Source organism: Erwinia sp. QL-Z3 (genome assembly GCF_004551645.1).
Lineage (GTDB): Bacteria > Pseudomonadota > Gammaproteobacteria > Enterobacterales > Enterobacteriaceae > Erwinia > Erwinia billingiae.
Window position 1 is genome coordinate 824,937 of sequence record NZ_CP037950.1, and the last position, 24,462, is coordinate 849,398.

At 52.7% G+C, this 24,462-nt stretch carries 27 protein-coding genes; 12 read left to right on the plus strand and 15 right to left on the minus strand.

The features are described from left to right. Window positions 1-40 precede the first annotated feature (40 nt). Window positions 41-1,975: an ATP-dependent zinc metalloprotease FtsH gene (gene ftsH / locus E2F51_RS04385; protein ID WP_013204023.1), complete on the minus strand. Its 1,935-nt coding sequence runs from the start codon at window positions 1,973-1,975 to the stop codon at window positions 41-43. A gap of 56 nt (window positions 1,976-2,031) precedes the next feature. Then, window positions 2,032-2,661 carry a 23S rRNA (uridine(2552)-2'-O)-methyltransferase RlmE gene (gene rlmE, locus E2F51_RS04390; RefSeq protein WP_053145041.1) on the minus strand — a complete coding sequence of 210 codons (630 nt, stop codon included), beginning with the start codon at window positions 2,659-2,661 and terminating at the stop codon, window positions 2,032-2,034. Between the two features lie 128 nt (window positions 2,662-2,789). Between rlmE and yhbY the strand changes: the two genes are divergently transcribed. Beyond that, window positions 2,790-3,083 carry a ribosome assembly RNA-binding protein YhbY gene (gene yhbY / locus E2F51_RS04395; RefSeq protein ID WP_013204025.1) on the plus strand — a complete coding sequence of 98 codons (294 nt, stop codon included), beginning with the start codon at window positions 2,790-2,792 and terminating at the stop codon, window positions 3,081-3,083. A 125-nt stretch (window positions 3,084-3,208) separates the two neighbouring features. On the opposite strand, the gene greA is transcribed toward yhbY, so the two are convergent. Continuing rightward, a complete protein-coding gene (gene greA, locus E2F51_RS04400; protein ID WP_013204026.1) occupies window positions 3,209-3,685 on the minus strand; it encodes a transcription elongation factor GreA in 477 nt (158 codons plus the stop codon). Window positions 3,686-3,933: 248 nt separating this feature from the next. On the opposite strand from greA, the gene dacB reads away from it, so the two are divergent. From dacB to pmrB, 3 genes are read left to right on the plus strand one after another with little or no spacing between them, the layout of a single operon-like run. Beyond that, window positions 3,934-5,367, plus strand: a complete 1,434-nt coding sequence (gene dacB, locus E2F51_RS04405; protein WP_013204027.1) for a serine-type D-Ala-D-Ala carboxypeptidase — start codon at window positions 3,934-3,936, stop codon at window positions 5,365-5,367. Window positions 5,368-5,372: 5 nt separating this feature from the next. Beyond that, window positions 5,373-6,035: a two-component system response regulator PmrA gene (pmrA, locus tag E2F51_RS04410; RefSeq protein WP_013204028.1), complete on the plus strand. Its 663-nt coding sequence runs from the start codon at window positions 5,373-5,375 to the stop codon at window positions 6,033-6,035. Beyond that, the gene (gene pmrB / locus E2F51_RS04415; protein WP_134822853.1) at window positions 6,032-7,087 is read left to right on the plus strand and encodes a two-component system sensor histidine kinase PmrB; all 1,056 of its coding nucleotides are present in this window, start codon (window positions 6,032-6,034) and stop codon (window positions 7,085-7,087) included. The genes pmrA and pmrB overlap by 4 nt, the downstream gene beginning before the upstream one ends. A gap of 34 nt (window positions 7,088-7,121) precedes the next feature. Here the strand turns inward: pmrB and E2F51_RS04420 are convergent, their stop codons facing one another. After that, the gene (locus tag E2F51_RS04420; RefSeq protein ID WP_013204030.1) at window positions 7,122-9,335 is read right to left on the minus strand and encodes a TonB-dependent siderophore receptor; all 2,214 of its coding nucleotides are present in this window, start codon (window positions 9,333-9,335) and stop codon (window positions 7,122-7,124) included. A 156-nt stretch (window positions 9,336-9,491) separates the two neighbouring features. Between E2F51_RS04420 and fes the strand changes: the two genes are divergently transcribed. Next, the gene (gene fes, locus E2F51_RS04425; RefSeq protein ID WP_134822854.1) at window positions 9,492-10,730 is read left to right on the plus strand and encodes an enterochelin esterase; all 1,239 of its coding nucleotides are present in this window, start codon (window positions 9,492-9,494) and stop codon (window positions 10,728-10,730) included. Here the strand turns inward: fes and fepB are convergent. From fepB to rplU, 4 genes are all read right to left on the minus strand, one after another. Next, window positions 10,695-11,663 carry a Fe2+-enterobactin ABC transporter substrate-binding protein gene (fepB, locus tag E2F51_RS04430; protein ID WP_134822855.1) on the minus strand — a complete coding sequence of 323 codons (969 nt, stop codon included), beginning with the start codon at window positions 11,661-11,663 and terminating at the stop codon, window positions 10,695-10,697. The two genes, fes and fepB, sit on opposite strands and share 36 nt — an antisense overlap. Before the next feature lie 147 nt (window positions 11,664-11,810). Beyond that, window positions 11,811-12,998, minus strand: coding sequence for an Obg family GTPase CgtA (gene cgtA, locus E2F51_RS04435; RefSeq protein ID WP_134822856.1), 1,188 nt, complete (start codon window positions 12,996-12,998; stop codon window positions 11,811-11,813). 329 nt (window positions 12,999-13,327) lie between these two features. After that, window positions 13,328-13,585, minus strand: coding sequence for a 50S ribosomal protein L27 (rpmA, locus tag E2F51_RS04440; RefSeq protein WP_013204035.1), 258 nt, complete (start codon window positions 13,583-13,585; stop codon window positions 13,328-13,330). A 15-nt stretch (window positions 13,586-13,600) separates the two neighbouring features. Further along, entirely contained in the window at window positions 13,601-13,912 is a 312-nt protein-coding gene (gene rplU / locus E2F51_RS04445) for a 50S ribosomal protein L21 (RefSeq protein WP_013204036.1), read from the minus strand. A 254-nt stretch (window positions 13,913-14,166) separates the two neighbouring features. Here rplU and ispB point away from each other — a divergent pair, with 254 nt between their 5' ends. Together ispB and E2F51_RS04455 are read left to right on the plus strand one after the other, a co-directional pair. Beyond that, window positions 14,167-15,138 (plus strand): octaprenyl diphosphate synthase, encoded by a 972-nt coding sequence (gene ispB / locus E2F51_RS04450; protein WP_106381970.1) that lies wholly within the window; start codon window positions 14,167-14,169, stop codon window positions 15,136-15,138. 318 nt (window positions 15,139-15,456) lie between these two features. Further along, window positions 15,457-15,714, plus strand: a complete 258-nt coding sequence (locus tag E2F51_RS04455) for a helix-turn-helix transcriptional regulator (RefSeq protein WP_013204038.1) — start codon at window positions 15,457-15,459, stop codon at window positions 15,712-15,714. A 51-nt stretch (window positions 15,715-15,765) separates the two neighbouring features. Here the strand turns inward: E2F51_RS04455 and murA are convergent, their stop codons facing one another. The 7 genes from murA to mlaF all read right to left on the minus strand — a co-directional run bounded on the left by murA (window position 15,766) and on the right by mlaF (window position 20,574). Next, window positions 15,766-17,028, minus strand: a complete 1,263-nt coding sequence (gene murA / locus E2F51_RS04460; RefSeq protein ID WP_013204039.1) for a UDP-N-acetylglucosamine 1-carboxyvinyltransferase — start codon at window positions 17,026-17,028, stop codon at window positions 15,766-15,768. A gap of 77 nt (window positions 17,029-17,105) precedes the next feature. Continuing rightward, window positions 17,106-17,360, minus strand: a complete 255-nt coding sequence (gene ibaG / locus E2F51_RS04465; RefSeq protein ID WP_013204040.1) for a BolA family iron metabolism protein IbaG — start codon at window positions 17,358-17,360, stop codon at window positions 17,106-17,108. A 124-nt stretch (window positions 17,361-17,484) separates the two neighbouring features. Beyond that, window positions 17,485-17,781 (minus strand): lipid asymmetry maintenance protein MlaB, encoded by a 297-nt coding sequence (gene mlaB / locus E2F51_RS04470; RefSeq protein ID WP_013204041.1) that lies wholly within the window; start codon window positions 17,779-17,781, stop codon window positions 17,485-17,487. Continuing rightward, a complete protein-coding gene (mlaC, locus tag E2F51_RS04475) occupies window positions 17,781-18,416 on the minus strand; it encodes a phospholipid-binding protein MlaC (protein WP_013204042.1) in 636 nt (211 codons plus the stop codon). The genes mlaB and mlaC overlap by 1 nt, the downstream gene beginning before the upstream one ends. Window positions 18,417-18,427: 11 nt before the next feature. Then, window positions 18,428-18,976, minus strand: coding sequence for an outer membrane lipid asymmetry maintenance protein MlaD (gene mlaD, locus E2F51_RS04480; RefSeq protein WP_013204043.1), 549 nt, complete (start codon window positions 18,974-18,976; stop codon window positions 18,428-18,430). A gap of 4 nt (window positions 18,977-18,980) precedes the next feature. Further along, window positions 18,981-19,754 carry a lipid asymmetry maintenance ABC transporter permease subunit MlaE gene (gene mlaE / locus E2F51_RS04485; protein ID WP_134822857.1) on the minus strand — a complete coding sequence of 258 codons (774 nt, stop codon included), beginning with the start codon at window positions 19,752-19,754 and terminating at the stop codon, window positions 18,981-18,983. A gap of 7 nt (window positions 19,755-19,761) precedes the next feature. Next, window positions 19,762-20,574 carry a phospholipid ABC transporter ATP-binding protein MlaF gene (gene mlaF / locus E2F51_RS04490; protein WP_013204045.1) on the minus strand — a complete coding sequence of 271 codons (813 nt, stop codon included), beginning with the start codon at window positions 20,572-20,574 and terminating at the stop codon, window positions 19,762-19,764. A 223-nt stretch (window positions 20,575-20,797) separates the two neighbouring features. Between mlaF and E2F51_RS04495 the strand changes: the two genes are divergently transcribed. From E2F51_RS04495 to lptA, 5 genes are read left to right on the plus strand one after another with little or no spacing between them, the layout of a single operon-like run. Then, the gene (locus E2F51_RS04495) at window positions 20,798-21,778 is read left to right on the plus strand and encodes a calcium/sodium antiporter (protein ID WP_013204046.1); all 981 of its coding nucleotides are present in this window, start codon (window positions 20,798-20,800) and stop codon (window positions 21,776-21,778) included. A 15-nt stretch (window positions 21,779-21,793) separates the two neighbouring features. After that, window positions 21,794-22,780 (plus strand): arabinose-5-phosphate isomerase KdsD, encoded by a 987-nt coding sequence (gene kdsD / locus E2F51_RS04500; RefSeq protein WP_134822858.1) that lies wholly within the window; start codon window positions 21,794-21,796, stop codon window positions 22,778-22,780. A gap of 17 nt (window positions 22,781-22,797) precedes the next feature. Continuing rightward, window positions 22,798-23,364, plus strand: a complete 567-nt coding sequence (kdsC, locus tag E2F51_RS04505) for a 3-deoxy-manno-octulosonate-8-phosphatase KdsC (protein WP_013204048.1) — start codon at window positions 22,798-22,800, stop codon at window positions 23,362-23,364. Next, window positions 23,361-23,936, plus strand: a complete 576-nt coding sequence (gene lptC, locus E2F51_RS04510) for an LPS export ABC transporter periplasmic protein LptC (protein WP_013204049.1) — start codon at window positions 23,361-23,363, stop codon at window positions 23,934-23,936. The genes kdsC and lptC overlap by 4 nt, the downstream gene beginning before the upstream one ends. Beyond that, window positions 23,908-24,456, plus strand: a complete 549-nt coding sequence (gene lptA, locus E2F51_RS04515) for a lipopolysaccharide ABC transporter substrate-binding protein LptA (RefSeq protein WP_134822859.1) — start codon at window positions 23,908-23,910, stop codon at window positions 24,454-24,456. Before lptC ends, lptA begins: the two co-directional genes overlap by 29 nt. Window positions 24,457-24,462: the final 6 nt, after the last annotated feature.

The following is a 24,462-nucleotide window of genomic DNA, read 5'->3' on the forward strand; positions in this document are numbered from 1 at the left end:
CAGCGCCGGGGTTTGGAGTGAGCTTAAACGAACAAGTAAATTACTTGTCGCCCAGCTGCTCTGACATGGTGTTACCAGGATTAGGCGTGCGCGGTTCATCAACCGGGCGCGGCGCCTTAGGCGTACCGTTGCTGTCAGAATTATTGGTGCTGCCCGGATCTTCCCAACCCTGTGGTGGACGCACTTCACGGCGTGCCATCAGGTCATCGATCTGTGGAGCATCAATGGTTTCATACTTCATCAGCGCATCTTTCATCGCGTGAAGAATGTCCATGTTTTCGTTCAGAATACGACGTGCACGTTGGTAGTTACCTTCAACCAGTGATTTCACTTCCTGGTCAATGATACGCGCGGTCTCATCAGACATGTGCTTCGCTTTAGCCACTGAACGACCGAGGAACACTTCACCCTCTTCTTCAGCATACAGCAGCGGGCCCAGTTTCTCTGAGAAGCCCCATTGCGTTACCATGTTACGCGCTATTGAGGTGGCTACCTTGATGTCGTTAGAAGCACCGGTAGAAACACGCTCAACACCGTAGATGATCTCTTCTGCCAGACGGCCACCGTAAAGGGTAGAAATCTGACTTTCCAGTTTCTGACGGCTGGCGCTGATCGCGTCGCCTTCAGGCAGGAAGAAGGTCACACCTAATGCACGGCCACGAGGAATGATGGTCACTTTGTGCACCGGATCATGCTCCGGCACCAGGCGACCAATGATCGCGTGACCGGCTTCGTGGTAGGCCGTCGACTCTTTCTGCGATTCTGTCATCACCATGGAGCGACGTTCCGCACCCATCATGATCTTGTCTTTCGCTTTTTCGAACTCAACCATCGACACAACGCGTTTGTTACCACGGGCTGCAAACAGCGCAGCTTCGTTGACCAGGTTAGCCAAATCGGCACCTGAGAAGCCTGGCGTACCACGGGCAATAACGGATGCTTCAATGTCGGTCGCTAATGGAACGCGACGCATATGCACTTTCAGGATCTGCTCACGGCCTCGAACGTCTGGCAAGCCTACAACAACCTGACGGTCAAAGCGGCCTGGACGCAACAGCGCCGGGTCAAGTACGTCTGGACGGTTAGTCGCGGCGATGACGATGATGCCTTCATTACCTTCAAAACCATCCATCTCAACCAGCATCTGGTTCAGCGTCTGCTCACGTTCATCGTGACCACCGCCTAAACCAGCGCCACGCTGACGACCGACTGCATCGATCTCATCGATAAAGATGATGCAAGGCGCGGCTTTCTTGGCTTGTTCAAACATGTCGCGAACACGGGATGCACCCACACCAACGAACATTTCAACGAAGTCAGAACCGGAGATAGTGAAGAAAGGCACTTTAGCTTCACCGGCGATGGCTTTCGCCAGCAGCGTTTTACCGGTACCCGGAGGCCCGACCATCAGAACGCCTTTCGGAATTTTACCGCCCAGTTTCTGGAAACGGCTTGGCTCACGCAGGTATTCAACCAGCTCAGCCACTTCGTCTTTCGCTTCGTCGCAACCGGCAACATCAGCGAAGGTAGTCTTGATCTGATCTTCCGTCAGCATGCGGGCTTTGCTTTTACCAAAGGACATTGCCCCTTTGCCGCCCCCGCCCTGCATCTGGCGCATGAAGAAGATCCAGACACCAATAAGCAATAGCATTGGGAACCATGAGATGAAGATCGACGCCAACAGGCTCGGTTCTTCTGGCGGTTCGCCAACCACTTTCACATTTTTAGTCAACAGGTTATCAAGCAACTTGGGATCGTTGACAGGAATGTAAGTCGTGTATTTGTTGCTGTCTTTTTTGACAACGTTGATTTCACGCCCGTTAATACGTGCCTCGCGGACCTGATCCTGGTTCACTTCTGACAGGAAGGTTGAATAGTCAACCCTACGGCCATTCGACTCGCTGGGCCCAAAGCTTTGGAATACAGACATCAGCACGACCGCGATGACTAACCAAAGAATTAGGTTTTTCGCCATGTCACTCAAGGGGATTAACCTCTTATTACAACTGTGTTAACAGACAGCGTAGGGTACTATAGTTTGCGCCCTGTCGCTACAATGTACACTTCACGCGAACGAGAGCGCGAAGCGTCCGGCTTACGAATTTTTACTTTCGTAAACAGGGAGCGAATTTCCCGGAGGTAATCTTCAAAGCCATCTCCCTGAAACACTTTTACTAAAAAACTGCCGCCAGGTGCCAATACATCACGACACATTTCCAGTGCAAGCTCAACTAAATACATTGCACGTGGAATATCAACTGCTGGCGTTCCTGTCATGTTGGGAGCCATATCGGACATCACAACCTGTACTTTGTTGTCACCTACTCGTTCCAGCAACGCTTTCATGACCAGTTCATCACGAAAATCGCCCTGGAGGAAATCGACACCGGCGATAGGATCCATCGGCAGGATATCACAACCAATAACACGGCCTTTTGACCCAATCTGCGTTACCACATATTGAGACCAACCTCCGGGTGCAGCACCCAGATCGACGACGGTCATGCCAGGTTTGAACAGCTTGTCACCTTGCTGTATTTCATCGAGTTTAAACCAGGCGCGAGAACGCAGCCCTTTTTTCTGTGCCTGAAGCACATATTTATCGCTAAAGTGTTCCTGCAGCCAGCGGCTGGAACTGGCCGAACGCTTTTTACCAGTCATACAATTTCCAACTATGATTCAACGCATGCGATAAATAAACCGCGCAAATCAGCAAAGCCGATTTGGTGATACACCAGAGATGGCGGTAGAATGACCCGTTTTCAATCCCAATGTAAGTAAAAAATACGATGAATCTGAGTACCAAACAAAAACAGCACCTGAAAGGACTGGCCCATCCGCTGAAGCCCGTTGTCATGCTGGGCAACAATGGTTTGACCGAAGGGGTGCTAGCCGAGATCGAACAAGCACTGGAGCACCACGAGCTCATCAAAGTGAAAATCGCCACGGAAGACCGTGAAACGAAAGCACTGGTTGTTGAGGCTATCGTGCGCGAAACCAAAGCAGCAAACGTGCAGGTTATCGGCAAGATGCTGGTACTGTACCGTCCAACGAAGGAACGCAAGATCTCCCTTCCGCGCTGAGGATCAGGTAACAATTCTGAAACTTAGACCGGAGAAGGTGACACGCTCCTGATGTTGATAAAAGGCCGCATAGCGGCCTTTTTCCTTTCTTTACAATACGCGTGATAGTTTCAGCGTAGCAGAAATCAGAGATATTCTATCTTCAAAATCTCATACTCGACGTCGCCGCCGGGTGTTTTCACGATCGTCACATCATCAACTTCTTTGCCAATCAGGCCGCGCGCCATTGGCGAGTTCACAGAAATCAGATTTTGCTTAAAATCAGCCTCATCATCGCCCACGATGCGATAAGTCGACTCTTCGTCAGTATCCAGGTTCAATACCTTGACGGTTGAACCGAAGATCACCCGACCGTTCGCGTTCATTTTGGTGACGTCGATTACCTGAGCATTAGACAGTTTTGCCTCGATCTCCTGGATACGACCTTCACAGAAGCCCTGCTCTTCGCGCGCTGCGTGATACTCAGCGTTTTCTTTTAAGTCGCCGTGCTCACGTGCGTCTGCAATTGAGGCAATAATTCGGGGGCGTTTAATGGTTTTCAGCTCTTCCAGCTCTTCGCGCAGTTTGTCCGCGCCCCTTAACGTCATCGGAATCTGATTCATCTCAATACCTCGTAAACTCTGTCCTGTGCAAAATTTCGTCATCCTGACAGGTTCATGCAGAAAAAGCGTTCTGCGGCGCTTGCCACTGAATTTCAAACGAAATAAACCAGACCCAAAGGGAAGCTCAGGGCCTGGAGGTTTTGCATTTTGATACGTATTTTAACCTAGAGTTCCTTATGGGTCATCGTTTACTTTCCACAACGATGCACCGTAGTATGTCAGCATCACCTGTCAGTAAACGCGAGATTATGCGATTTTCACGAATTGTTACCGGTTTAGCCTGCGCATTTATGCTGAATGCCCACGCTGCTTCGGTTGAAGACTACACCCAATATTTACCTGATGGCGCAAACCTGGCGCTGATTGTGCAGAAAATAGGCGCAACCACGCCTTCAATTGACTACCACAGTAAACAGATGGCGCTGCCGGCCAGTACGATGAAAGTCTTGACCGCCCTGGCGGCGCTGCTTCAGCTTGGGCCGGACTACCGTTTTCATACGCAACTGGAAAGCAAAGGCACCATTAATGATGGCACGCTGCAAGGCGATCTGGTGGCCCGTTTTGGTGGCGATCCGACGCTGACGCGTCAGGACTTGCGCAATATGGTCACCACGCTGAAAAAGCAGGGTGTGAAGCATATTCAGGGCAATTTGGTGATTGATACGTCGGTATTTGCCAGCCACGACGAAGCCCCAGGCTGGCCGTGGAATGACCTGACGCAGTGCTTTAGTGCGCCGCCAGCCGCTGCCATTGTTGACCGTAACTGCTTCTCGGTATCGCTTTACAGCGCACCGAATCCAGGGGACAAGGCGTTTATCCGCGTGGCCTCCTATTATCCGGTCAGTATGTTTAGCCAGGTGCGAACGCTGGCGAAAGGCTCGCCGGATGCACAGTATTGTGAGCTGGATGTGGTGCCAGGCGAATTAAACCGCTTCACCCTGACCGGATGTATGACCCAGCGTGCCGAACCCTTGCCGCTGGCCTTTGCTATTCAGGATGGCGCTAGCTATGCCGGTGCCCTGTTAAAAGCGGAGTTGCAGGCAGCCGATATCGATTATTCCGGCCATTTACTGCGTCAGACTCAGGTCACGCAGCCAGCTAACGTGCTGGCAGAAACGCAGTCTGCACCCTTACACGATCTGCTGAAGATCATGCTGAAGAAGTCGGACAATATGATTGCCGATACCGTGTTCCGCACCATTGGACATGAGCGATTTGGCGTCCCTGGCACCTGGCGCGCCGGCTCTGATGCCGTGCGTCAGATACTGAGGCAAAAGGCGAATGTCGATCTGGGCAACAGCATTCAGGTAGACGGTTCGGGGCTTTCACGGCACGATTTGATTTCCCCGGCGACCATGATGCAAGCGTTACAATACATTGCACAAAATGATCAACAGCTGAATTTCATTTCCATGTTGCCTCTCGCCGGCTACGACGGAACGTTACGCTATCGTGGTGGTCTTCATGAAGCAGGCGTCGACGGAAAGGTATCAGCCAAGACCGGTTCATTGCAGGGTGTGTATAACCTTGCTGGCTTTATGACGACAGCCAGCGGGCAGCGCGTGGCATTCGTCCAGTATCTTTCTGGCTATGCCGTTCCGCCGGAAGATCAGCGCCAGCGACGTATTCCGCTGGTCCGCTTTGAGAGCCGGCTTTATAAGGATGTTTACCAAAATAACTGACAATTATGAAACTACTGGTTGTTGAAGATGATGCTTTGCTGTTGGGCGGACTGGTTCAGGCGCTGACGACTGAAGGGTATGCGGTTGATGCGGCTAAAAATGGCGCTGAAGCCTGTGCTCTGCTGCAAAGCGGCCAGTACAGCCTGATTGTTCTCGATCTTGGGTTGCCGGATCGGGACGGCAGGCAGCTGCTGCGGCAGTGGCGTAAAGAGACTATCGATCTGCCGGTGCTGATCCTCACCGCCCGCGATGCCCTAGAGGATCGGGTTGATGGACTGGATGCCGGTGCCGATGATTATCTGGTTAAACCCTTCGCGCTGGCCGAATTGAAGGCCAGAGTTCGGGCTTTGATTCGCCGTTATCAGGGTCGCAGCGATAACCTGCTGCAACAGGGCGATCTCTCCCTTAACCTGTCTTCTCAGCAAGTTTATATAGACAATCAGCCTGTTGAGCTGACGCCGAAAGAGTTTGCACTGCTGACGCGTTTATTGATGCGCATCAGCCAGACGGTGCATCGTGAAACGCTGCAACAAGACCTTTATAGCTGGCAGGATGATACCGGCTCTAACACGCTTGAGGTGCATATCCACAACTTGCGCCGCAAGCTGGGCAAAGACCGCATCAAGACGGTGCGTGGCGTGGGATATCGTCTGGAAGAACGCACTTGAACAGTATGCGTCGGCGTTTGCTGATTATGCTGGCATTGATCCTGCTGTCCTGTCAGATGATGAGCGCGGCCTGGCTGTGGCATGAAAGCCGCGAACAGATCAGTTTCCTGGTTAACGAAACGCTCTCTGCTCACGCCCGCAATGAGCGAGTCGAAAATGAAATCCGCGAAGCGATAGCCTCACTGTTACTGCCTTCCGTGGTGATGGTCTGCTTCACGCTGCTACTCTCTTTCTGGGCGATCAGCTGGATCATTCGCCCGTTGAAGTCATTGCAGAATAGCTTGTCTGAACGTTCTGCCGATAATCTCACGCCATTGCCTAATTTCTCTGACATGGATGAAATTGCTGCAGTGACCCGCGCCCTGAATCAGTTACTGGGCAGGCTCGATCATACCTTGCAGCAAGAGCGGCTTTTCACCGCTGATGCCGCACATGAGCTGCGTACACCGCTTGCCGGATTACGGCTTCACCTTGAACTGCTGGAGCAACAGGGTGTTACCCAGGGTCCGATGTTAGTGAAACGCATCGACCAGCTCATGCATGTCATTGAGCAACTGCTGATGCTGTCCCGTGCAGGTCAGGCTCTGGCCGGTGGCCATTATCAGGTGGTCAGCTGGGAAAGTGTCTTCCAGCCATTGCAGCAGGAAATGGTTGAGATGTTATTGCTGCGTCAGCAGACGCTGGAGGTCTCAGGTGACCTGTCGCTTGAAGCTGAAGGCGATGCCGTTCTGTTGCGATTGATGGTGCGCAATTTGCTGGAGAATGCCTCGAGATACAGCCCGGAAGGCAGCCATATCAGCCTGTTGGCAGAAAGTGAAAACGGCGGCAGCCGTTTCACTGTCAGAGATGAAGGGCCAGGTATTGATCCTGAAGCGGCAGCCGACCTGACAAAAGCGTTTCGCAGGATGGATCAACGTTATGGCGGCAGTGGGTTGGGACTGAATATTGTGCTGCGCATCGCGCAGATCCATCACGGTGAGTTGCGATTAACCAATCGAGAGGATCGAAGTGGGCTCAATGCCACCTGCTGGTTGCCGCAAAATCTGAACTAGCCGTGGTGGGGGTCCGTCCCCACCGCCACCATCCTCAGAAATGCGTGTTCAGGCCCATATACCAGGTCCGGCCCGATTCGTTATAGGTGTTCGCCCCTGCGCCATACATATACGCATTGGTCGTGGCATTACCGGTTGTTTGTGCATTCCCTTCCCTGAAATGACGTTTATCCAGCACGTTATCCACGCCAAGAGTGACGCTCACGTATTTGTTCACATCGTAGGTGCCGCTCAAGCCAACGATGGAGTAGGGACTGACCGTCGATTGCTCCGTCCCGCTGACTGACTCTCCCTTGTAGTTATATTTTTTCGGCGTCTGCCGACCGTACCAGGTCAGGGTGCTTTGCAGGGAAAGCGCGTCTGTGGCCTGCCAGGCCAGCGTCGAGTTAAGGGTATATTCCGGGATGATTGATAAGCGGTCGCCTGTCGTTTTGTTTTTGCTTTGCAGCATATAGGTCAGATTGTTGTTCCAGCTTACTGATTCAGTCAGCGGCAGGTTAACCGTCCCCTCCAGCCCTTCCACTACCGCTTTGGGCACATTCTCCCACTGGTAGATATCAGTACCGCCTGAAGTTGAGGTGCCACTTGGCTGATAGCCGGCTTCAATTTTATTGCGATAATCATTGCGGAACCAGGTGATCCCGGCCTGATAGCCTTCATGCTTATACTCGATCCCCACTTCCTTGTTAATGCTGGTTTCTGCTTTGAGGTCGTCATTTCCCATCAGATAGCAGGCGCCGGCACTGTCTGCACAGCCTTGCCCACGGCTGTACAGGACGTAATTTGGATTGGTCTGGTAAAGGCTCGGTGCTTTGTAGGCGCGGGCAATGCCCAGCTTCAGGGTGAAGTCATCGTCCAGCGCCTGTGAAAGGTTCAACGAAGGACTCCAGTTATCACCGACAATACTGTGGTGATCAAATCTCAAACCGGGCACCAGCGTGGTACTGTCAGTGAGCTCGATATTGTCTTCAGCAAACAACGAGAATATTTCTGCAGAGGAGTAAGGGCTGCGGTTGCTGCTTCCGATCCCTTCAATGTTACCGCCGGACAGCGCCTGAGTATTGGAAGCCCCGTCTTTCATGCGTTGCTGATTCCATTCGACGCCAAACGTTGCGGTCTGATTGACCAACAGCTCAAAAGGAACGCTGATTTCACTGTGCAACAATACGTCATCCAGCTGGATGGTGGAGAAGCCGCTGTCGGAGAAAATCCCTTCCGTACCGCCTGCCAGCCCTTCGTTCATCCGGCTGTTACGCGTGTTTTCATACTGCGCATAACTGCGGGTGCTGATGCCGTTATCCCACACGCCTGTCCACGTGGTGGCGAAGTCCTGACGGTAGAGACGGTTAGTCTCATTGCCATAGTTGTCCTGCACCAGTGCGCTGGTATTGGTATTTTGCGTGTCTCCGGCGTACAGATTTCCTTGCCGACTGTAGCCTGCACTGAATTCCAGTACCTGGCGTGGCGCAAACTCCCAACGCAATTTGCCGTGGATATCTTTATTTTCCACCCCTTCCCGCCCTGCCGGCACCGTATCAGCATACGTGCCGGTTCTCAGTGACTGATGCCCTTCATTGATAAACTGCGCATCAGCCTGCGTTTTACTGAGGTTGCCATACAGCATAAAGCTGACGGCATCAGAGAGCGGCCCACTGAGTGAGAAGTTGGTGCGTTTGGTCGATCCTTCAGAGCGATGCTCCGGCATATTCAGATAGCTATTCCAGGCACCATGCCACTCATTACTGGCCTGCTTAGTGATAATATTCACCACGCCACCTGCGGCGCCGTTACCATAGCGCGCTGCGGCAGGCCCGCGAATCACCTCAATATGGTCGACCATTTCAGGTGGAACCCAGTTGGTGTCTCCACGCGTATCACGCTCGCCACGCCAGCCTAACCGTACCGAGTTGCGGCTGGAAACGGGCAGACCGTCAATCAGGATAAGCGTGTTTTCTGGACCCATGCCACGAATATCAATCTGACGGTTGTTACCGCGCTGTCCGCTGGTTGAGTTGCCGGTCAGGTTGACGCCTGGCATGGTCCGAATGATTTCAGAGAGATCTCTGGCGGGAGGACGTTTTTTGATTTCGTCGGCCGTAATGGTCGAAACGCCTGGCGCCTGAAGCGTCTGCTGCGCGGCCGTCACCATCAGCGTGCCACCATTGGCATCAACGGTGTCTGCCTGAGCCAGCGCGACGCCTCCCAGTCCTGCGAGAATCGTCAGTGATAAGCGTGAAAATCTGGTCATGAAGCCTGTTTCCCTACAAATATGCCCTTCAAAATTACCCGGGCCAAATTGGCAAAAGTGCGGCAACACATTATTGCAAATGCAAATAATTATCAATACGATTATTACAATCATTTCTATTTTTGTCAGAAAGTTCACTCAGTGGTTTGATAATCTATGACGGCTTTAACATCTGTAATCGGAACAGAGGCCTGGTGGCAATCTGTCGCTCAACAAGGCACCCCATTTATCGCCAGGGAAAAGGGAAAAAACGCCTTAGTGACTTTCCTCTGGCGCGATCCTGACGGGGATGAGTTCCACTCGGCGATCCGCAACGTCTGGCTGAACATTATCGGCATAACCGACCATCATCGTGGTGGGCTTCCCCACTCTCTTAAGCGCATTGCTGGAACCGACGTCTGGCAGACCACTCTGTCCCTGAGCCAGGGCTGGCGTGGCAGTTACTCTTTGATGCCTGACACCGCAGATGAGTTGCCCGCCGAACCGCTTTCGATGCTTTCCCTGAGACAGTGGTGGCAGCAGAAATTCCCACTGGCACAACCCGATCGTTACAATCCGCTGGCGGGCTGGCAAAACGGACGTGGTCACTGGGTGTCTCCGCTGCATATGCCTGCAGCACCAGCGCAACCCGAGTGGCAGACTGAGGATAATCGGCTTGAAACCCTGAACTTGAGCTGGGAGAGCGTGTTACTGGGTAATACCCGAGACGTGGCGATACTGGCCACCGGCGAAGAAAATCCCCTTCATCGTCCACTGGTGATCCTGCTTGACGGGAAATTTTGGCTAATGAGTCAACCTGTTGCAGCGCCATTGGCAACGCTGACACGCAGCGGAGACCTGCCTGAAGCGGTATACATATTTATCGATTCGGTGGATAACTCGCTGAGAGCCGCAGAGCTCCCCTGTAATCCGCTCTTCTGGCAGGCCATTCAACAGGAATTGTTACCCGAACTGCGGCGGAAAATCGCGTTTTCCGGGCAAGCAAAAAATACCGTTGTTGTTGGACAGAGTTTTGGTGGCCTCGCGGCGGTGTATGCGGTGCTGAACTGGCCTGAACGCTTTGGCTGTGCGCTTAGTCAGTCAGGATCTTTTTGGTGGCCACGCCGGGATCACCAACCTGAGCAAGCGACAGGGTTGTTGATACAACAGGTTGTAAAGGGAATTGCCGGAATGCCCGGGCAACGCATTGCACTGGATGCAGGCTGGCATGAGAAAATCATTCTTGATTCGAACCGGCAGTTATATCCCCTGCTGGTCGATGCTGGCCTTGATGTCCGCTTTCGGGAGATTGACGGCGGTCATGATGCCCTCTGCTGGCGCGGAGGGATCACGGACGGACTTAAGTGGTTATGGTCCGACTCAGTGAGCAGCGAAGAGATCCCTAAGTCGCGTTAAAAGATGGTTTGCACTGTAGTAGTCAAGGCGGAAGCTGTCATTCCCCAGCGTATAGACCTGCTGATGCTGAACGGCAGGCGACGCCGCCAGTAAAGGCGCAGACAGCAGTGCCACTTTGCCAGATTGATCGGCGGCGAACATCAATACAGATTGCCCATTGATCCCCGTCACCAGGCTCTCGCCACTGAGTGGGATAATGTCTTTGCGTTGCAACCTCCGTTGCGCCTGAGCCAGTTCAGCGGGCACCGTGGCCAGGGTAAACCCCAATGATTCCAGCAATTGCCCCTGCGCAGAGTCGCGGGTCCAGAGATTAGCGGCCTGACTTTGTGGCTTGAACACCAGTGCAGAGACGGGCTGCGGTGGCAATACTATTGCCGCTTTGACGGCAGCGACTCGTCTGGCAAATGACTGAATAGAAGCCTCCGCTTCGGTCTCCTTTCCGGTGGCTTTTGCAAGTTGTCGCTCTGTTTGCTGCCAGCTCTGCTGGTCGTAATTAATCACCAGCGTGGGTGCAATCAGCGAAAGGCGGTCATACAGCGTGACAGCTGAGTCTTTTCCCGTTGCGCTGACCACGATCAAATCTGGATCCTGCGCGGCGATGGCTTCCAGACTGGCTTCCCCTGTGGGTAACGGTTTTACCCCGCGGGCGCTGGCAATATCGCCCCATTGACGAAAGAACCCCCGATCATCGGCAAGCCGTTTTCCAGGCTGAGTTACCCTGCTGGCAATAACCGGGGCTTCAATCGCCAGTAATGAGCCAGTAAGCGTCACGCTGGTTGAAACAATACGTCGCGGCGGCTGCTTAAGCACAACTTCCCCCTTTGAGGTTGAAAGATGGCGCGGCCAGTCAGGACGGGCATCAGCCTGGGCGAGAAAGGGGATCAAAAGCAGGCTGAACAGTAGCGGGTAACGCGTGAGGAAGGCAGAGGTCATTATCAGGCTCGTTGGCAAAGCGCCGATGTCAAAACATGGCAAATCGAAGGATGGCAAAGATGATAATAATTATCTTTACCATTTAAAAGACTTAATTGCCCGAGCTGCAGACATAAAAAAAGGACACCGGGGTGTCCTTTTGTTGGATTAACGCTTGTAGATGATTTCGACGCCTTCGTCGTCCTCTTCATCCCAGTCGTCATCCCAGTCGTCGTCTTCCACTTCAACAGCAGATTCTGCTTCAGCTTCTTCGAGTTGCTGGCGATGATAGTCATCCCACATGAACTCGACTTTCTCAGGCTGCTTCTGTGCTTCTTCCGCTTCTTTTGGATTGGCGTTGATAAAGGACATCACATCCCAGCACAATGGCGTTACGCCAGTACGGTTGGCAGCAGAGATCAGATAGTATTTATCTGTCCAGCCCAGCGCATCAGCAATCGCTTTAGCACGAGATTCCGCTTCTTCTTCGTCCAGCAGGTCAACTTTGTTGAACACTAACCAGCGCGGTTTGTTGAAGAGCTTCTCGCTGTATTTTTCCAACTCACCGAGGATGATGCGGGCATTCTCAATCGGATCGGATTCATCAATTGGCGCCAGATCGATGGTGTGTAACAGCACACGGCAGCGCTCAAGGTGCTTAAGGAAGCGAATACCCAGACCCGCGCCATCAGATGCCCCTTCGATCAGACCCGGGATATCGGCGATCACAAAGCTCTGTTCAGTGTCCATACGAACCACGCCGAGGCTTGGTACCAGCGTGGTAAACGGATAGTCAGCCACTTTTGGTTTCGCGGCGGACACCGCACGGATAAAGGTTGATTTACCGGCATTCGGCAAGCCAAGCATACCCACGTCAGCCAGCAGCATCAGTTCCAGCTGAATATCACGCACTTCACCCTTGGTCCCCATCGTTTTCTGACGAGGAGAACGGTTTACGGAGGATTTGAAGCGGGAGTTGCCCAGACCATGCCAGCCGCCTTTCGCGACCATCTGGATCTGACCATGCGTCATCATGTCGCCCAGCGTCTCGCCAGTGCCCTGATCGATGATACGGGTGCCGACCGGCACTTTAATAATAATGTCCTGACCACGTTTGCCGGTACAATCACGGCTCTGACCATTCTGGCCACGCTCTGAACGGAAAGATTTTTCGAAACGGTAGTCAATCAGGGTATTGAGGTTTTCATCGGCCTGCATGTAGACATCGCCGCCGTCACCACCGTCGCCGCCGTCCGGACCGCCTCTTGGGATATATTTCTCACGACGGAAGCTGACGCAGCCATTGCCGCCATCGCCCGCAGCGACGAGTATCGTCGCTTCATCAACAAACTTCATGTTACTTCTCCGTAAATCATTCGCCCGACGCTGGCAAGGTGACGCGTGTCCGGGAGTGATCCGCCGTAGCAAGCTGGTGTGCCTGGTGACGGAAACTGGGTTTCTGGCGCCGCAAAAGCTGTCTTCACGTCGATTCCAGAAAGGGGATCCGCCTCAAGACATCGTGCAGCTGAATATAAAGTGTACAGCAAAAGTGACCTTTGCTGTGAACCCTCAGACGTAATTACGCCGGGGCAGAACGCAGAATGTAAAAAGCCCCGCAATCATAGCGGGGCTTTTAGATTCGCTGCTGAAAGCGGTATCAGGTACCGCTTTCAGGCACGAAAACCTTACTCAGCAACGATGCTGATGTATTTACGGTTGTTCGGGCCTTTCACTTCGAACTGGACCTTGCCGTTTGCAGTTGCAAACAGAGTGTGGTCACGGCCGCAGCCTACGTTGGTGCCCGCATGGAATTTGGTTCCACGCTGACGAACGATGATGCTACCTGCCAGAACAGATTCGCCGCCGAAACGCTTAACGCCGAGGCGTTTTGCATTGGAATCGCGACCATTTCGAGTGGAGCCGCCAGCTTTCTTGTGTGCCATTTGTCAGATCTCCTCTTACGCGCTGATGCCAGTGATCTTCACGTCAGTAAACCACTGACGGTGACCCTGCTGCTTACGGTAATGCTTACGACGACGGAACTTAACAATCTTGATCTTGTCGCCGCGACCATGAGCAATAATTTCTGCCTTGATCAAGCCACCTGAAACTAAAGGCGCGCCAATTGACACATCTTCACCGTTGGCAATCATCAGAACCTGGTCGAATTCAATCGTTTCGCCGGTTGCGATGTCCAGCTTTTCCAGGCGAACGGTCTGACCTTCGCTTACTCGGTGTTGTTTACCACCACTTTGGAAAACCGCGTACATATAAACTCCGCTTTCGCGCTTGCCGTCTTAGTTTCAGGCTGCGCTATAAATATTCACAATAGGGCGCGAATTCTACGCAACTTCCAGGATAATGACAAGTGCCTGATGCGGGGTATTGCAGAAAAAAAACGCTAAGCGAATGCAATTGTTTCGTTGCGCTGATTTTCCAGTACAATCTGTAATACATAACCTGCCGCAGGCACGGGTAAAGACGCTTATCATAGCAGCATACTGAGCAATAGCTGAACAGACTGATGAACTTAGAACAGATAAACGAACTCACCGCGCAAGATATGGCGGACGTCAACGCAACTATCCTCGAACAGCTGAACTCTGAGGTCTCCCTCATTAATCAGTTGGGTTACTACATCATCAGTGGTGGAGGCAAACGCATCCGTCCGATGATCGCTGTTTTAGCGGCTCGCGCCGTTAATTACACCGGGAAACAGCATGTTACCGTAGCAGCCCTGATCGAATTTATTCACACGGCCACGCTGCTGCATGACGATGTGGTGGATGAATCCGACATGCGTCGCGGCAAAGCCACGGCCAATGCTGCTTTTGGTAATGCGGCCAGCGTGCTGGTTGGCGACTTCATTTACACGCGTGCTTTCCAGATGATGACCAGCCTCGGATCGCTCCGGGTACTGGCGCTAATGTCTGAAGCAGTGAACGTTATCGCTGAAGGCGAAGTCCTGCAGCTCATGAACTGCAACGACCCGGATATCACCGAAGAAAGCTACATGCGGGTGATTTACAGCAAAACCGCCCGTCTGTTTGAAGCGGCAGCCCAATCTTCAGCCATCCTTGCTGAGGCTGTGCCAGAGCAGGAAAAAGCGCTGCAGGACTACGGCCGCTTCATTGGCACCGCTTTCCAGTTAATCGACGATCTGCTGGATTACAGCGCCGATGGTAAAACGCTCGGTAAAAATGTCGGTGATGACCTGAGTGAAGGCAAGCCTACCCTGCCGCTGCTGCATGCGATGCGCAATGGTACCCCTGAACAATCCCAGATGATCCGCGAAGCGATTGAACAGGGCAACGGACGCCATTTATTGGAACCCGTTCTGGAAACCATGCGCCAATGTGGCTCTCTGGAATGGACGCGTCAGGCCGCGGAGCATGAAGCGGATAAAGCCATTTCGGCGCTTAAAGCACTGCCTGAATCACCCTGGCGCAGTGCGCTTGAAGCGCTTGCTCACATGTCAGTACAGCGCGAATACTAGTCTTTTAAGCGCGGGAAACCGCGCTCTGCCCACTTTTTCCAGCCCTTTTCGTCCTGCACTCATCCTCCATCCCTCTTTGCCTGATACCTTGCGCAGTTAACCGGCCAAAACTTCTGCAACTTATGCGTTTCCTCGCAAAAAGTTACCTTAACATTTAGAAAATACTGGAAACAAAGTTCCTGAAGTTGCTATAAATGCCTCGCGGTGTATTACGACTACGAGCAGTCAAAGCAGGCACTGTTTCCAAACATAGCCATGCTGCTCAGCCGTTAATAAAGGAATGTCCTGAGAAGTCAGGTGTACAAGGAGGAGACACAAATGGTCAAATTTAAAGATGACTGGCACAACGCAGACATTATTGCGAGCCTGCGCAAAAAGGGAACTAGTCTGGCAGGGGTTTCACGCGATGCTGGACTCTGCTCATCGACACTCGCCAATGCGCTATTTCGCCCCTGGCCAAAAGGTGAGTGGCTGATTGCGGATGCGCTGCAAATTCATCCCGCCGAGATCTGGCCAAGCCGCTATTACCATCCCATCACGAAAAAGCTTATCGACCGCAAAGGGCTGATGAGGTAATAAAAAAAGGCGGTAGTTTCCTACCGCCTTTCATTGCTGAGGACGAAAAAATTACTCTTCGCCGCTCACGCGCTCAATGTTCGCGCCCAGCGCCTTCAGTTTATCTTCGATGTGCTCATAGCCACGGTCGATATGATAAATACGGTCAACAATTGTGGTGCCTTCTGCGATACAACCTGCCAGAACCAGGCTGGCTGACGCACGCAGATCGGTCGCCATCACCTGAGCACCGGAGAGCTTCTCAACACCATGACAAATCGCGGTGTTGCTCTCTATCTCAGCATGCGCACCCATACGGATCAGCTCCGGGATGTGCATAAAGCGGTTTTCGAAGATGGTCTCGGTGATCACACCGGTGCCTTCTGCCACCAGATTCAGCAAGCTGAACTGAGCCTGCATATCCGTTGGGAAGCCCGGATGCGGCGCAGTGCGGAAGTTGACTGCTTTAGGCCGCTTGCCATGCATATCCAGACTGATCCAGTCCGGACCGGTTTGAATTTCTGCACCGGCTTCACGCAGCTTAGCCAGTACGGCATCCAGCGTGTCCGGCTGAGTCGCGTGACAAAGGACTTTTCCGCCAGAAATCGCCGCAGCAATCAGGAAGGTTCCCGTTTCAATACGGTCGGGCAGAACGCGGTAAACTCCGCCGCCCAGACGCTCAACGCCTTCAATGGTAATACGGTCGCTGCCGGCACCGGTGATTTTCGCACCTAAGGTGTTCAGGAAGTTCGCGGTGTCCACAATTTCTGGCTCGCGCGCAGCATTCTCGATAACCGTCGTACCGGTAGCCAGTGTGGCTGCGCTCATGATGGTAACGGTCGCGCCAACGCTAACCTTGTCCATCACGATATGTGCGCCTTTCAGACGGCCATCGACGGACGCTTTCACATAGCCTTCTTCAAGCTTGATCTCAGCACCCAGCTGTTCCAGACCGGTAATGTGCAGGTCAACAGGGCGGGCACCGATGGCGCAACCGCCAGGCAGAGAAACCTGCCCCTGACCAAAACGGGCCACCAGCGGGCCAAGCGCCCAGATGGAAGCGCGCATGGTTTTCACCAGATCATAAGGTGCGCAGTAGATATTGACGTCACTGGCATCCAGATGCACAGAACCGTTACGCTCAGCCTTAACACCCAGCTGGCTTAACAGCTTCATGGTGGTATCGATGTCCTTCAGTTTCGGGACATTCTGAATCTCTACAGGCTCTTCCGCCAGCAGAGCGGCGAACAGGATCGGCAGCGCAGCGTTTTTTGCGCCGGAAATAGTGACTTCCCCGCTTAAACGGGTCGGACCCTGCACACGAAATTTATCCATTGCACCAGCTCTCTTTTAAAAAAATAAAGGTCTGTTCGCCTCACCACGATCTTGCGCGGTGACCACAGCGAAACAGCTTAAAAACCGTTTAACTTACGGTCGCGCGCCCACTCTTCAGGGGTAAATGTTTTGATTGAGACTGCGTGCATGCGGTTGTCAGCGATATACGCCATCAGCGGTGCATAGACAGTCTGCTGTTTTTTGACCCGGCTGAGATCGGCAAACAGTTCGCCTACCGCGATAACCTGAAAATGGCTGCCATCGCCAGTAACGTGGACTTCCTGCAACGGTAACGCGCCCATCAGCACGGATTGAATTTCACTAGTTTCCATGAGGCTTCTAAATTTAATAGATGATAAACAGGCACACATATTAGTGGAAAGTGCCGCTATCTTAAACAAGCAAAAAGCCCCTGACGGTGCAGGGGCTCTTTCTGTTCAGTTTCCGCCAGGCATTTTATCCGCGGGAAACAATGATCTGCTGCAAGTTATACAGGGTAATCAACGAATGAAGTTTATCGTTGATGCCCGTAAATTGGGGCGCTTTGCCCTGTTGTAATGCTATCTGCCGCAGATGGACCAGCAGCGCCAGCCCAGCCGAATCAACCCGATCCAGTTCAGAAACGTCGATTGTATCGATCTGTTTCATTACCGTCTCGCGCTGCTTCCACAGCGCTAACAGGGTTTCGCGCTGCAGTTCGCCGGACAAATGTAACTGGTTTGCCTCAAGACGCCAGCTCAGTTGATCGCTCATTACTGCTGTTTATCCAACGTGATAGGCTGTTTAGCATAAGACTTCAGCTGCTCGGTCAGGCCATCGATGCCCTTCTGACGCAGCGTGTCGCTCCACTCATTTTGCTTAGTGGTAATCATGCTTACCCCTTCAGCAATCATGTCATACGCCTGCCAGTCGCCGCTGCGGCTGTTTTTGCGCCACTGGAAATCCAGACGCACAGGTGGACGACCGTTCGGATCAACAATGGTGACGCGGATCGCGATAATGGTTTTGTCTGCATAGGATTGCTCAGGAGCAATCTGGTAAGTCTGCCCGTTATACAGCGCCAGCGCCTGACCATAGGCCTGTGCCAGATAATCACCAAAGGCTTTGAAGTACGCATCGCGCTGCGCAGGCGTCGCATCTTTGTAATAGCGACCTAACACCAACGCGCCGGCGTATTTGATTTGCACATACGGCAACAGCTCTTCACGCACGATCTGACGCAGATAGTCAGGATCCTGTTTGATTTTAGGCTGCTCGGTCTTCAGCCGGGTGAAGGTTTTCCCTGCCGCTTCGTTCATCAGCTGATAAGGATTGGTTTGATCTGCTGCCGCATTGGCTGCAACCGGGGCAATAACCAGCATTGCCATCATCAGGAAACGTTTAAACATGACTTGTCCTCTTATGGTGTAGTCGTAGCCGCCGGCGCGGGTTGCCCGTTAGCTTCCGGTGCCGCCGACGAATCATCTTTCTTCTCATTACCATTGCCGCTCTTATACAAGAACTGGCCAATCAGGTCTTCAAGCACCATCGCCGATTTGGTATCCTGAATGGTGCTGCCATCTTTAAGCATAGCGGTTCCCATATCGGGATCGTCAAAACCGACATTCAGCGCCAGGAATTGCTCCCCCAACAGACCGGAGGTTCTGATCGCCAGCGAGCTGGTGTCAGGCAGTTGATTATATTGGTCTTCGATATCCATCGTAACGCGCGGCGAGTAAGTTTTTGGATCAAGTTCAATGTCGGATACCCGACCAATCACCACACCGCCCACTTTGACCGGTGACCCGCTTTTCAGTCCGCCAATATTGTCGAAAGTCGCATAGAGTTTCCAGGTTGGCGTGCTGCCCAGCGATTGCAAATCCGCCACGCGCAGGCAAAGAAACAGTGCCGCAAACAGCGCCAGTAATAAAAACACACCTACCCAAATTTCGCTTTTTTTCGTTTGCATTGAATCAGTTCCCAAACATCAGTGCAGTCAGCACAAAATCTAAACCGAGTACCGCCAGAGAAGCATGTACCACAGTGCGAGTGGTTGCCCGGCTAATCCCTTCCGAAGTTGGGATAGCATCATAGCCATTGAACAGAGCAATCCAGGTCACCGTGAAGGCGAAGACCGCACTTTTGATTACGCAGTTAAGAATGTCCGTGCGCACATCAACAGCATTTTGCATCGCCGACCAGAAGAACCCGCTGTCGATGCCTTTCCAGCTGACGCCAACAATGGCGCCGCCCATGATACCAACCGCCACAAAAATCAGCGTCAGCAATGGCATGCTGATAAAGCCCGCCCAAAACCGGGGTGAAATAATCCGACGCAGCGGATCGACCGCCATCATCTCCATACTGGAGAGCTGTTCAGTGGCTTTCATCAGGCCAATTTCCGCCGTTAAGGCAGAGCCAGCCCGGCCCGCAAACAGCAGCGCGGTCACAACCGGCCCCAGCTCGCGCAATAGCGAAAGCGCCACTAACATGCCAAGACTGCTGTCGGCACCGTAGGTGTTTAATACCAGATAGCCCTGCAATCCCAGTACCATGCCAATAAATAAGCCCGATACCACAACGATCAGCAGTGACAGTACACCAATACTGTAAAGCTGTTTTATCACCAGTGGCGCGTGCTTGCGAAAGCGGGGAATACCCACCAGCGCGTGAAAGAGCATTAATCCGGCACGACCAAAGGAAGCACAGGTATTGATCCCCTGTCGTCCAAGCGCACGTAAAAACATCAGTTAGTTAACTCCCTGAACCGGTTAAGTCTTGCAGATAATCGCCTGCAGGAAAACGAAACGGTACCGGACCATCGGCGATACCATCAATAAACTGGCGGACACGCGCATCTTCATTTTCATGCAGGGATTTAGCCGTTCCCTGAGCAATCACCTTCTGCCCGGCAATAATATAAGCGTAGTCAGCGATACTGAGCACTTCCGGAACATCGTGAGAAACCACAATGCAGGTCATCCCCAGCGAATGGTTGAGTTCATCAATCAGTTTAACCAGCACGCCCATGGTAATGGGATCCTGGCCGACGAAAGGCTCATCAAACATGATCAGGTCAGGCTCTAAAGCAATCGCACGGGCCAACGCCGCACGGCGTGCCATGCCGCCTGAAAGTTCGGAAGGTTTCAGCTGTGCCGCTCCGCGTAATCCTACCGCTTCCAGTTTCATCATCACCGTGCTGTGCAGCAACTGCGGGGGAAGCTGAGTGTGTTCACGCAGCGGCCAGGCAACATTATCAAAGACGGTAAGATCAGTGAACAGCGCACCGGACTGGAACAGCATGCTCATTTTTTTTCTGGCTTCATATAAGCGAGAGCGAGTCAGGCTGGGAATATTTTCGCCGTTAAACCAGATTTCTCCGCTGTCAGGGCGTAACTGGCCACCAATCAGACGTAATAAGGTGGTTTTACCAATGCCTGATGGCCCCATAATAGCGGTCACTTTCCCTTTTGGCACAGTCAGCGAGATGTTATCGAATACTGGGCGATCTCCACGGGCAAAGCTCACGCCCCGGACATCCACCAAATTCGTCTCCGTCTGGCTCATAGTTACCTCTCCACATTTCAGGCATTAAATTTATCTCCGATGGTAGCGTATAACCCATCGGACAGGACACTTTTACAGAAACTTACCTCGAAGACGTGGCTAAAGTTGGCATAAGTTTTACTTTTCGCTCCCAGACCGTCAAAATCAGCACAATAACTTAACACCCTTGCTTTACTCGTCGCGCAAGGCCAGCCGACGATTATACCCGATCAAAGGACATTTCATGCTCGTAGCTATAGCACTGTTGGTTATCGGTTTAGTTCTGCTGGTATATGGTGCCGATCGTCTGGTCTTCAGTGCCGCTATTCTGAGCCGCGCGCTGGGCATTCCTCCGCTGATTATTGGTATGACGGTGGTCGGAATAGGCACCTCGCTACCTGAGCTGATTGTCTCTTTCTCCGCAGCAACCCATGGACAGATGGACATCGCCGTGGGCACGGCCATGGGATCGAACATTACCAACATTTTGCTGATCCTCGGTGGTGCGGCCCTGCTTCATCCCCTTACGGTGCATTCAAATCTGGTTCGTCGTGAACTGCCACTGATGCTGCTGGTCACATTATTATGCGGCGTAATGCTGTTTGATAATAACCTCAGCCGCAATGATGGCGTGGCCTTGATCGCCATTGCGGCGGCTTATTTACTCTTTATTATCAAAATTGCCCGTAAAGCCGAACGCGAAAACAACGACTCGCTGACACGAGAGCAGCTGGCTGAGCTGCCGCGCGACGATACCGGTAATACCGTCGCTTTTTTATGGCTGGCGGTGGCGTTGATTATTCTGCCGATGTCTACGCGGATGGTCATCGATAACGCCACGGTGATTGCGGACTTCTTCGGCATCAGCGAACTGATTATTGGCCTGACGGTGATTTCCGTTGGCACCAGCCTGCCTGAACTGGCGACGGTGATCGCGGGCGCACTCAAAGGCGAAGATGATATCGCTATTGGCAACCTTATTGGTTCCAACATCTACAATATTGCGATTGTCCTGGGCGTTCCGGCACTGATTCACCCAGGGGATATTGATATGCACGCGTTCGCTCGTGACTATTGGGTCATGCTGGGCGTCAGCGCGCTATTTACCTTAATCTGTTTACAGCGCAGCCGCTGTATCGGCCGCGTGGCCGGTGCGCTACTGCTCTCTGGCTTTGTTGCCTGGGTTGCACTGCTCTACTGGCTGCCTTCGGCTACCCTCTGGTAAAAAGGAATGGAAATTATGGCACCTGGCAACCTCGAACCCGGCTTTGACTTTCAGCAAGCCGGGAAAGATGTCCTGAATATCGAACGTCAGGGCCTGGAGCAGCTTGATCAATACATCAACGACGATTTCACCCAGGCGTGTCAGCGCATCTTCAGCTGTTCAGGGAAAGTCGTGGTAATGGGCATGGGCAAGTCGGGTCACATCGGCAAAAAGATGGCCGCGACCTTTGCCAGCACTGGTACACCCGCTTTCTTTGTTCATCCTGCTGAAGCCAGCCACGGCGATTTAGGCATGGTAAGCGCGGGCGATATTGTCATCGCCATCTCCAATTCCGGCGAATCCTCTGAAATTCTGGCCCTTATCCCGGTGTTAAAGCGGCTCCACGTCTCACTGATTTGCATGACCAGCAAACCCGAGAGCGCGATGGGTCGTGCCGCTGATATTCATCTGTGTGTTAAAGTACCGCAGGAAGCCTGCCCTCTGGGCCTGGCGCCGACCACCAGCACCACCGCGACACTGGTGATGGGAGATGCGTTGGCGGTTGCGCTTTTAAAAGCGCGAGGCTTCACTGCCGAAGACTTTGCCCTGTCCCATCCGGGCGGCGCACTTGGCCGTAAGCTGTTGTTAACGGTCAATGATATTATGCATACCGGTGATGAGATCCCGCATGTCAGCCGCGAGGCTTCTTTGCGGGATGCGCTGCTTGAAATTACCCGCAAAAACATGGGCATGACGGTGATTTGCAACGATCTGATGAAGATTGAAGGCATCTTTACCGATGGTGACCTGCGCAGGGTGTTTGATATGGGCATTGATTTCCAGACGGCCGACATTGCCAGCGTAATGACCTCAGGCGGCATTCGGGTCCGCCCAAATCTGCTGGCGGTGGCTGCGCTCAACCTGATGCAAAGCAGGAATATTACCGTCGTGATGGTGGCTGACGGTGACACGCTGCTGGGCGTGGTGCATATGCATGACATGCTGCGCGCTGGCGTGGTTTAACAAGGAACAGAAGACAAATGAGTACTGCTGCAGAGTGGGTTGAAACTTGCTATGGCGAGGTGAGCCTTGATGTCATGACCCGCGCGCGCGAGGTCAGGCTATTGATTTGTGATGTTGATGGCGTCATGTCCGATGGCGTGATCTATCAGGGTAACAGCGGAGAAGAGCTGAAAGCTTTCAACGTCCGCGACGGTTATGGTATTCGTTGCCTGCTGACATCCGACGTGGAAGTGGCCATTATTACCGGCCGGAAGGCAAAATTGCTGGAAGATCGCTGTGCCACCCTCGGGATTACGCATCTTTACCAGGGACAATCTGATAAGCTTTTGGCCTTCCGTGAACTTCTGGATACACTAGCACTTCGCCCCGAGCAGGTGGCTTACATCGGTGACGACCTGATTGACTGGCCGGTGATGGCCGAAGTCGGTCTCAGCGTTACCGTGGCTGATGCCCACCCGGTCCTGCTTCCTCGCGCAAACTACGTAACCCGTATTGCCGGTGGTCGGGGAGCGGTGCGTGAAATTTGCGATCTGATTTTGATAGCACAGGATAAGTTTGATGAGGCCAAAGGGCAGTCTGTATGAGTAAAACCAGACGTTGGATCACGCTGTTACTGGCATTGGTGGCCATTGTACTGATTGGCTGGAATCTGGCCGGTCCGGATGACAGCGCACAACCTGTTGCCAACAGCGACCAGAATCCCACCTACACCAGCCAGAGCTCAAATACTGTGGTCTACAACCCTCAAGGTGGTCTGAACTACAAGCTGGTGTCGGATAAAGTGACCTATTTTTCCACTGAGGCCGTCAGCTGGTTCGAAAACCCGGTGATGACCACGTACGACGAAAACAAAATTCCGACCTGGTCTATCCGGGCAGACAAAGCCAAGCTGACCAATGACCGTATGCTGTATCTTTACGGCCACGTAGAGGTTAACAGCCTGACTCAGGATGCTCAACTTGAGCGGATTAAGACCGATAATGCCATAGTGAACCTCGTCACCCAGGATGTAACGTCGGATGATCAGGTCACACTTTATGGCAGTAGCTTCAACTCTACCGGGATGAAGATGCGTGGAAATTTACGGAAGAAAACAGCCGAGCTGATTGAAAAGGTCAAAACCTCTTATGAAATCCAAAATGCAAAACAACCTTAAGTTCCTGGCGCTCAGCTTGCTGCTGGCTACCAGCCTGCCCGCTCTGGCGCTGACCGGCGACTCCGATAAACCGGTGAATGTCGATTCCGAAAATCAGGCCCTCGATATGCAGGGTAACGTTGCCACCTTTACCGGCAACGTCATCGTGACCCAGGGCTCGATCAAAATCACTGCGGATAAAGTGGTGGTCACTCGCCCGGATGGCGACAGCAAGAAAACCATCGTCGATGCCTATGGTAATCCTGCTACCTTCTACCAGATGCAGGACAACGGTAAGCCGGTGAAAGGTCATGCGCAAAAAATGCATTATGAGCTGGCGAAAGATTTTGTCGAGCTGACCGGTAATGCTTATCTGGAGCAGCTCGACAGCAACGTGAAGGGTGACCGGATTACCTATCTGGTGAAAGAGCAGAAAATGCAGGCTTATGGCAGCAGCGGCAAACGCGTGACTACCATCCTGGTTCCTTCCCAGTTGCAGGACAAAGGCACTCAGTCTACCGGCCCAAAAAAGAGTAACTAATCAGCT

Coding starts and splice junctions, on each gene's coding strand:
- ftsH (WP_013204023.1), bottom strand. CDS start 1,975: ATGGCGAAAAACCTAATTCTTTGGTTAGTCATCGCGGTCGTGCTGATG.
- rlmE (WP_053145041.1), bottom strand. CDS start 2,661: ATGACTGGTAAAAAGCGTTCGGCCAGTTCCAGCCGCTGGCTGCAGGAA.
- yhbY (WP_013204025.1), top strand. CDS start 2,790: ATGAATCTGAGTACCAAACAAAAACAGCACCTGAAAGGACTGGCCCAT.
- greA (WP_013204026.1), bottom strand. CDS start 3,685: ATGAATCAGATTCCGATGACGTTAAGGGGCGCGGACAAACTGCGCGAA.
- dacB (WP_013204027.1), top strand. CDS start 3,934: ATGCGATTTTCACGAATTGTTACCGGTTTAGCCTGCGCATTTATGCTG.
- pmrA (WP_013204028.1), top strand. CDS start 5,373: ATGAAACTACTGGTTGTTGAAGATGATGCTTTGCTGTTGGGCGGACTG.
- E2F51_RS04420 (WP_013204030.1), bottom strand. CDS start 9,335: ATGACCAGATTTTCACGCTTATCACTGACGATTCTCGCAGGACTGGGA.
- fes (WP_134822854.1), top strand. CDS start 9,492: ATGACGGCTTTAACATCTGTAATCGGAACAGAGGCCTGGTGGCAATCT.
- fepB (WP_134822855.1), bottom strand. CDS start 11,663: ATGACCTCTGCCTTCCTCACGCGTTACCCGCTACTGTTCAGCCTGCTT.
- cgtA (WP_134822856.1), bottom strand. CDS start 12,998: ATGAAGTTTGTTGATGAAGCGACGATACTCGTCGCTGCGGGCGATGGC.
- rpmA (WP_013204035.1), bottom strand. CDS start 13,585: ATGGCACACAAGAAAGCTGGCGGCTCCACTCGAAATGGTCGCGATTCC.
- rplU (WP_013204036.1), bottom strand. CDS start 13,912: ATGTACGCGGTTTTCCAAAGTGGTGGTAAACAACACCGAGTAAGCGAA.
- ispB (WP_106381970.1), top strand. CDS start 14,167: ATGAACTTAGAACAGATAAACGAACTCACCGCGCAAGATATGGCGGAC.
- E2F51_RS04455 (WP_013204038.1), top strand. CDS start 15,457: ATGGTCAAATTTAAAGATGACTGGCACAACGCAGACATTATTGCGAGC.
- murA (WP_013204039.1), bottom strand. CDS start 17,028: ATGGATAAATTTCGTGTGCAGGGTCCGACCCGTTTAAGCGGGGAAGTC.
- ibaG (WP_013204040.1), bottom strand. CDS start 17,360: ATGGAAACTAGTGAAATTCAATCCGTGCTGATGGGCGCGTTACCGTTG.
- mlaB (WP_013204041.1), bottom strand. CDS start 17,781: ATGAGCGATCAACTGAGCTGGCGTCTTGAGGCAAACCAGTTACATTTG.
- mlaC (WP_013204042.1), bottom strand. CDS start 18,416: ATGTTTAAACGTTTCCTGATGATGGCAATGCTGGTTATTGCCCCGGTT.
- mlaD (WP_013204043.1), bottom strand. CDS start 18,976: ATGCAAACGAAAAAAAGCGAAATTTGGGTAGGTGTGTTTTTATTACTG.
- mlaE (WP_134822857.1), bottom strand. CDS start 19,754: ATGTTTTTACGTGCGCTTGGACGACAGGGGATCAATACCTGTGCTTCC.
- mlaF (WP_013204045.1), bottom strand. CDS start 20,574: ATGAGCCAGACGGAGACGAATTTGGTGGATGTCCGGGGCGTGAGCTTT.
- E2F51_RS04495 (WP_013204046.1), top strand. CDS start 20,798: ATGCTCGTAGCTATAGCACTGTTGGTTATCGGTTTAGTTCTGCTGGTA.
- kdsD (WP_134822858.1), top strand. CDS start 21,794: ATGGCACCTGGCAACCTCGAACCCGGCTTTGACTTTCAGCAAGCCGGG.
- kdsC (WP_013204048.1), top strand. CDS start 22,798: ATGAGTACTGCTGCAGAGTGGGTTGAAACTTGCTATGGCGAGGTGAGC.
- lptC (WP_013204049.1), top strand. CDS start 23,361: ATGAGTAAAACCAGACGTTGGATCACGCTGTTACTGGCATTGGTGGCC.
- lptA (WP_134822859.1), top strand. CDS start 23,908: ATGAAATCCAAAATGCAAAACAACCTTAAGTTCCTGGCGCTCAGCTTG.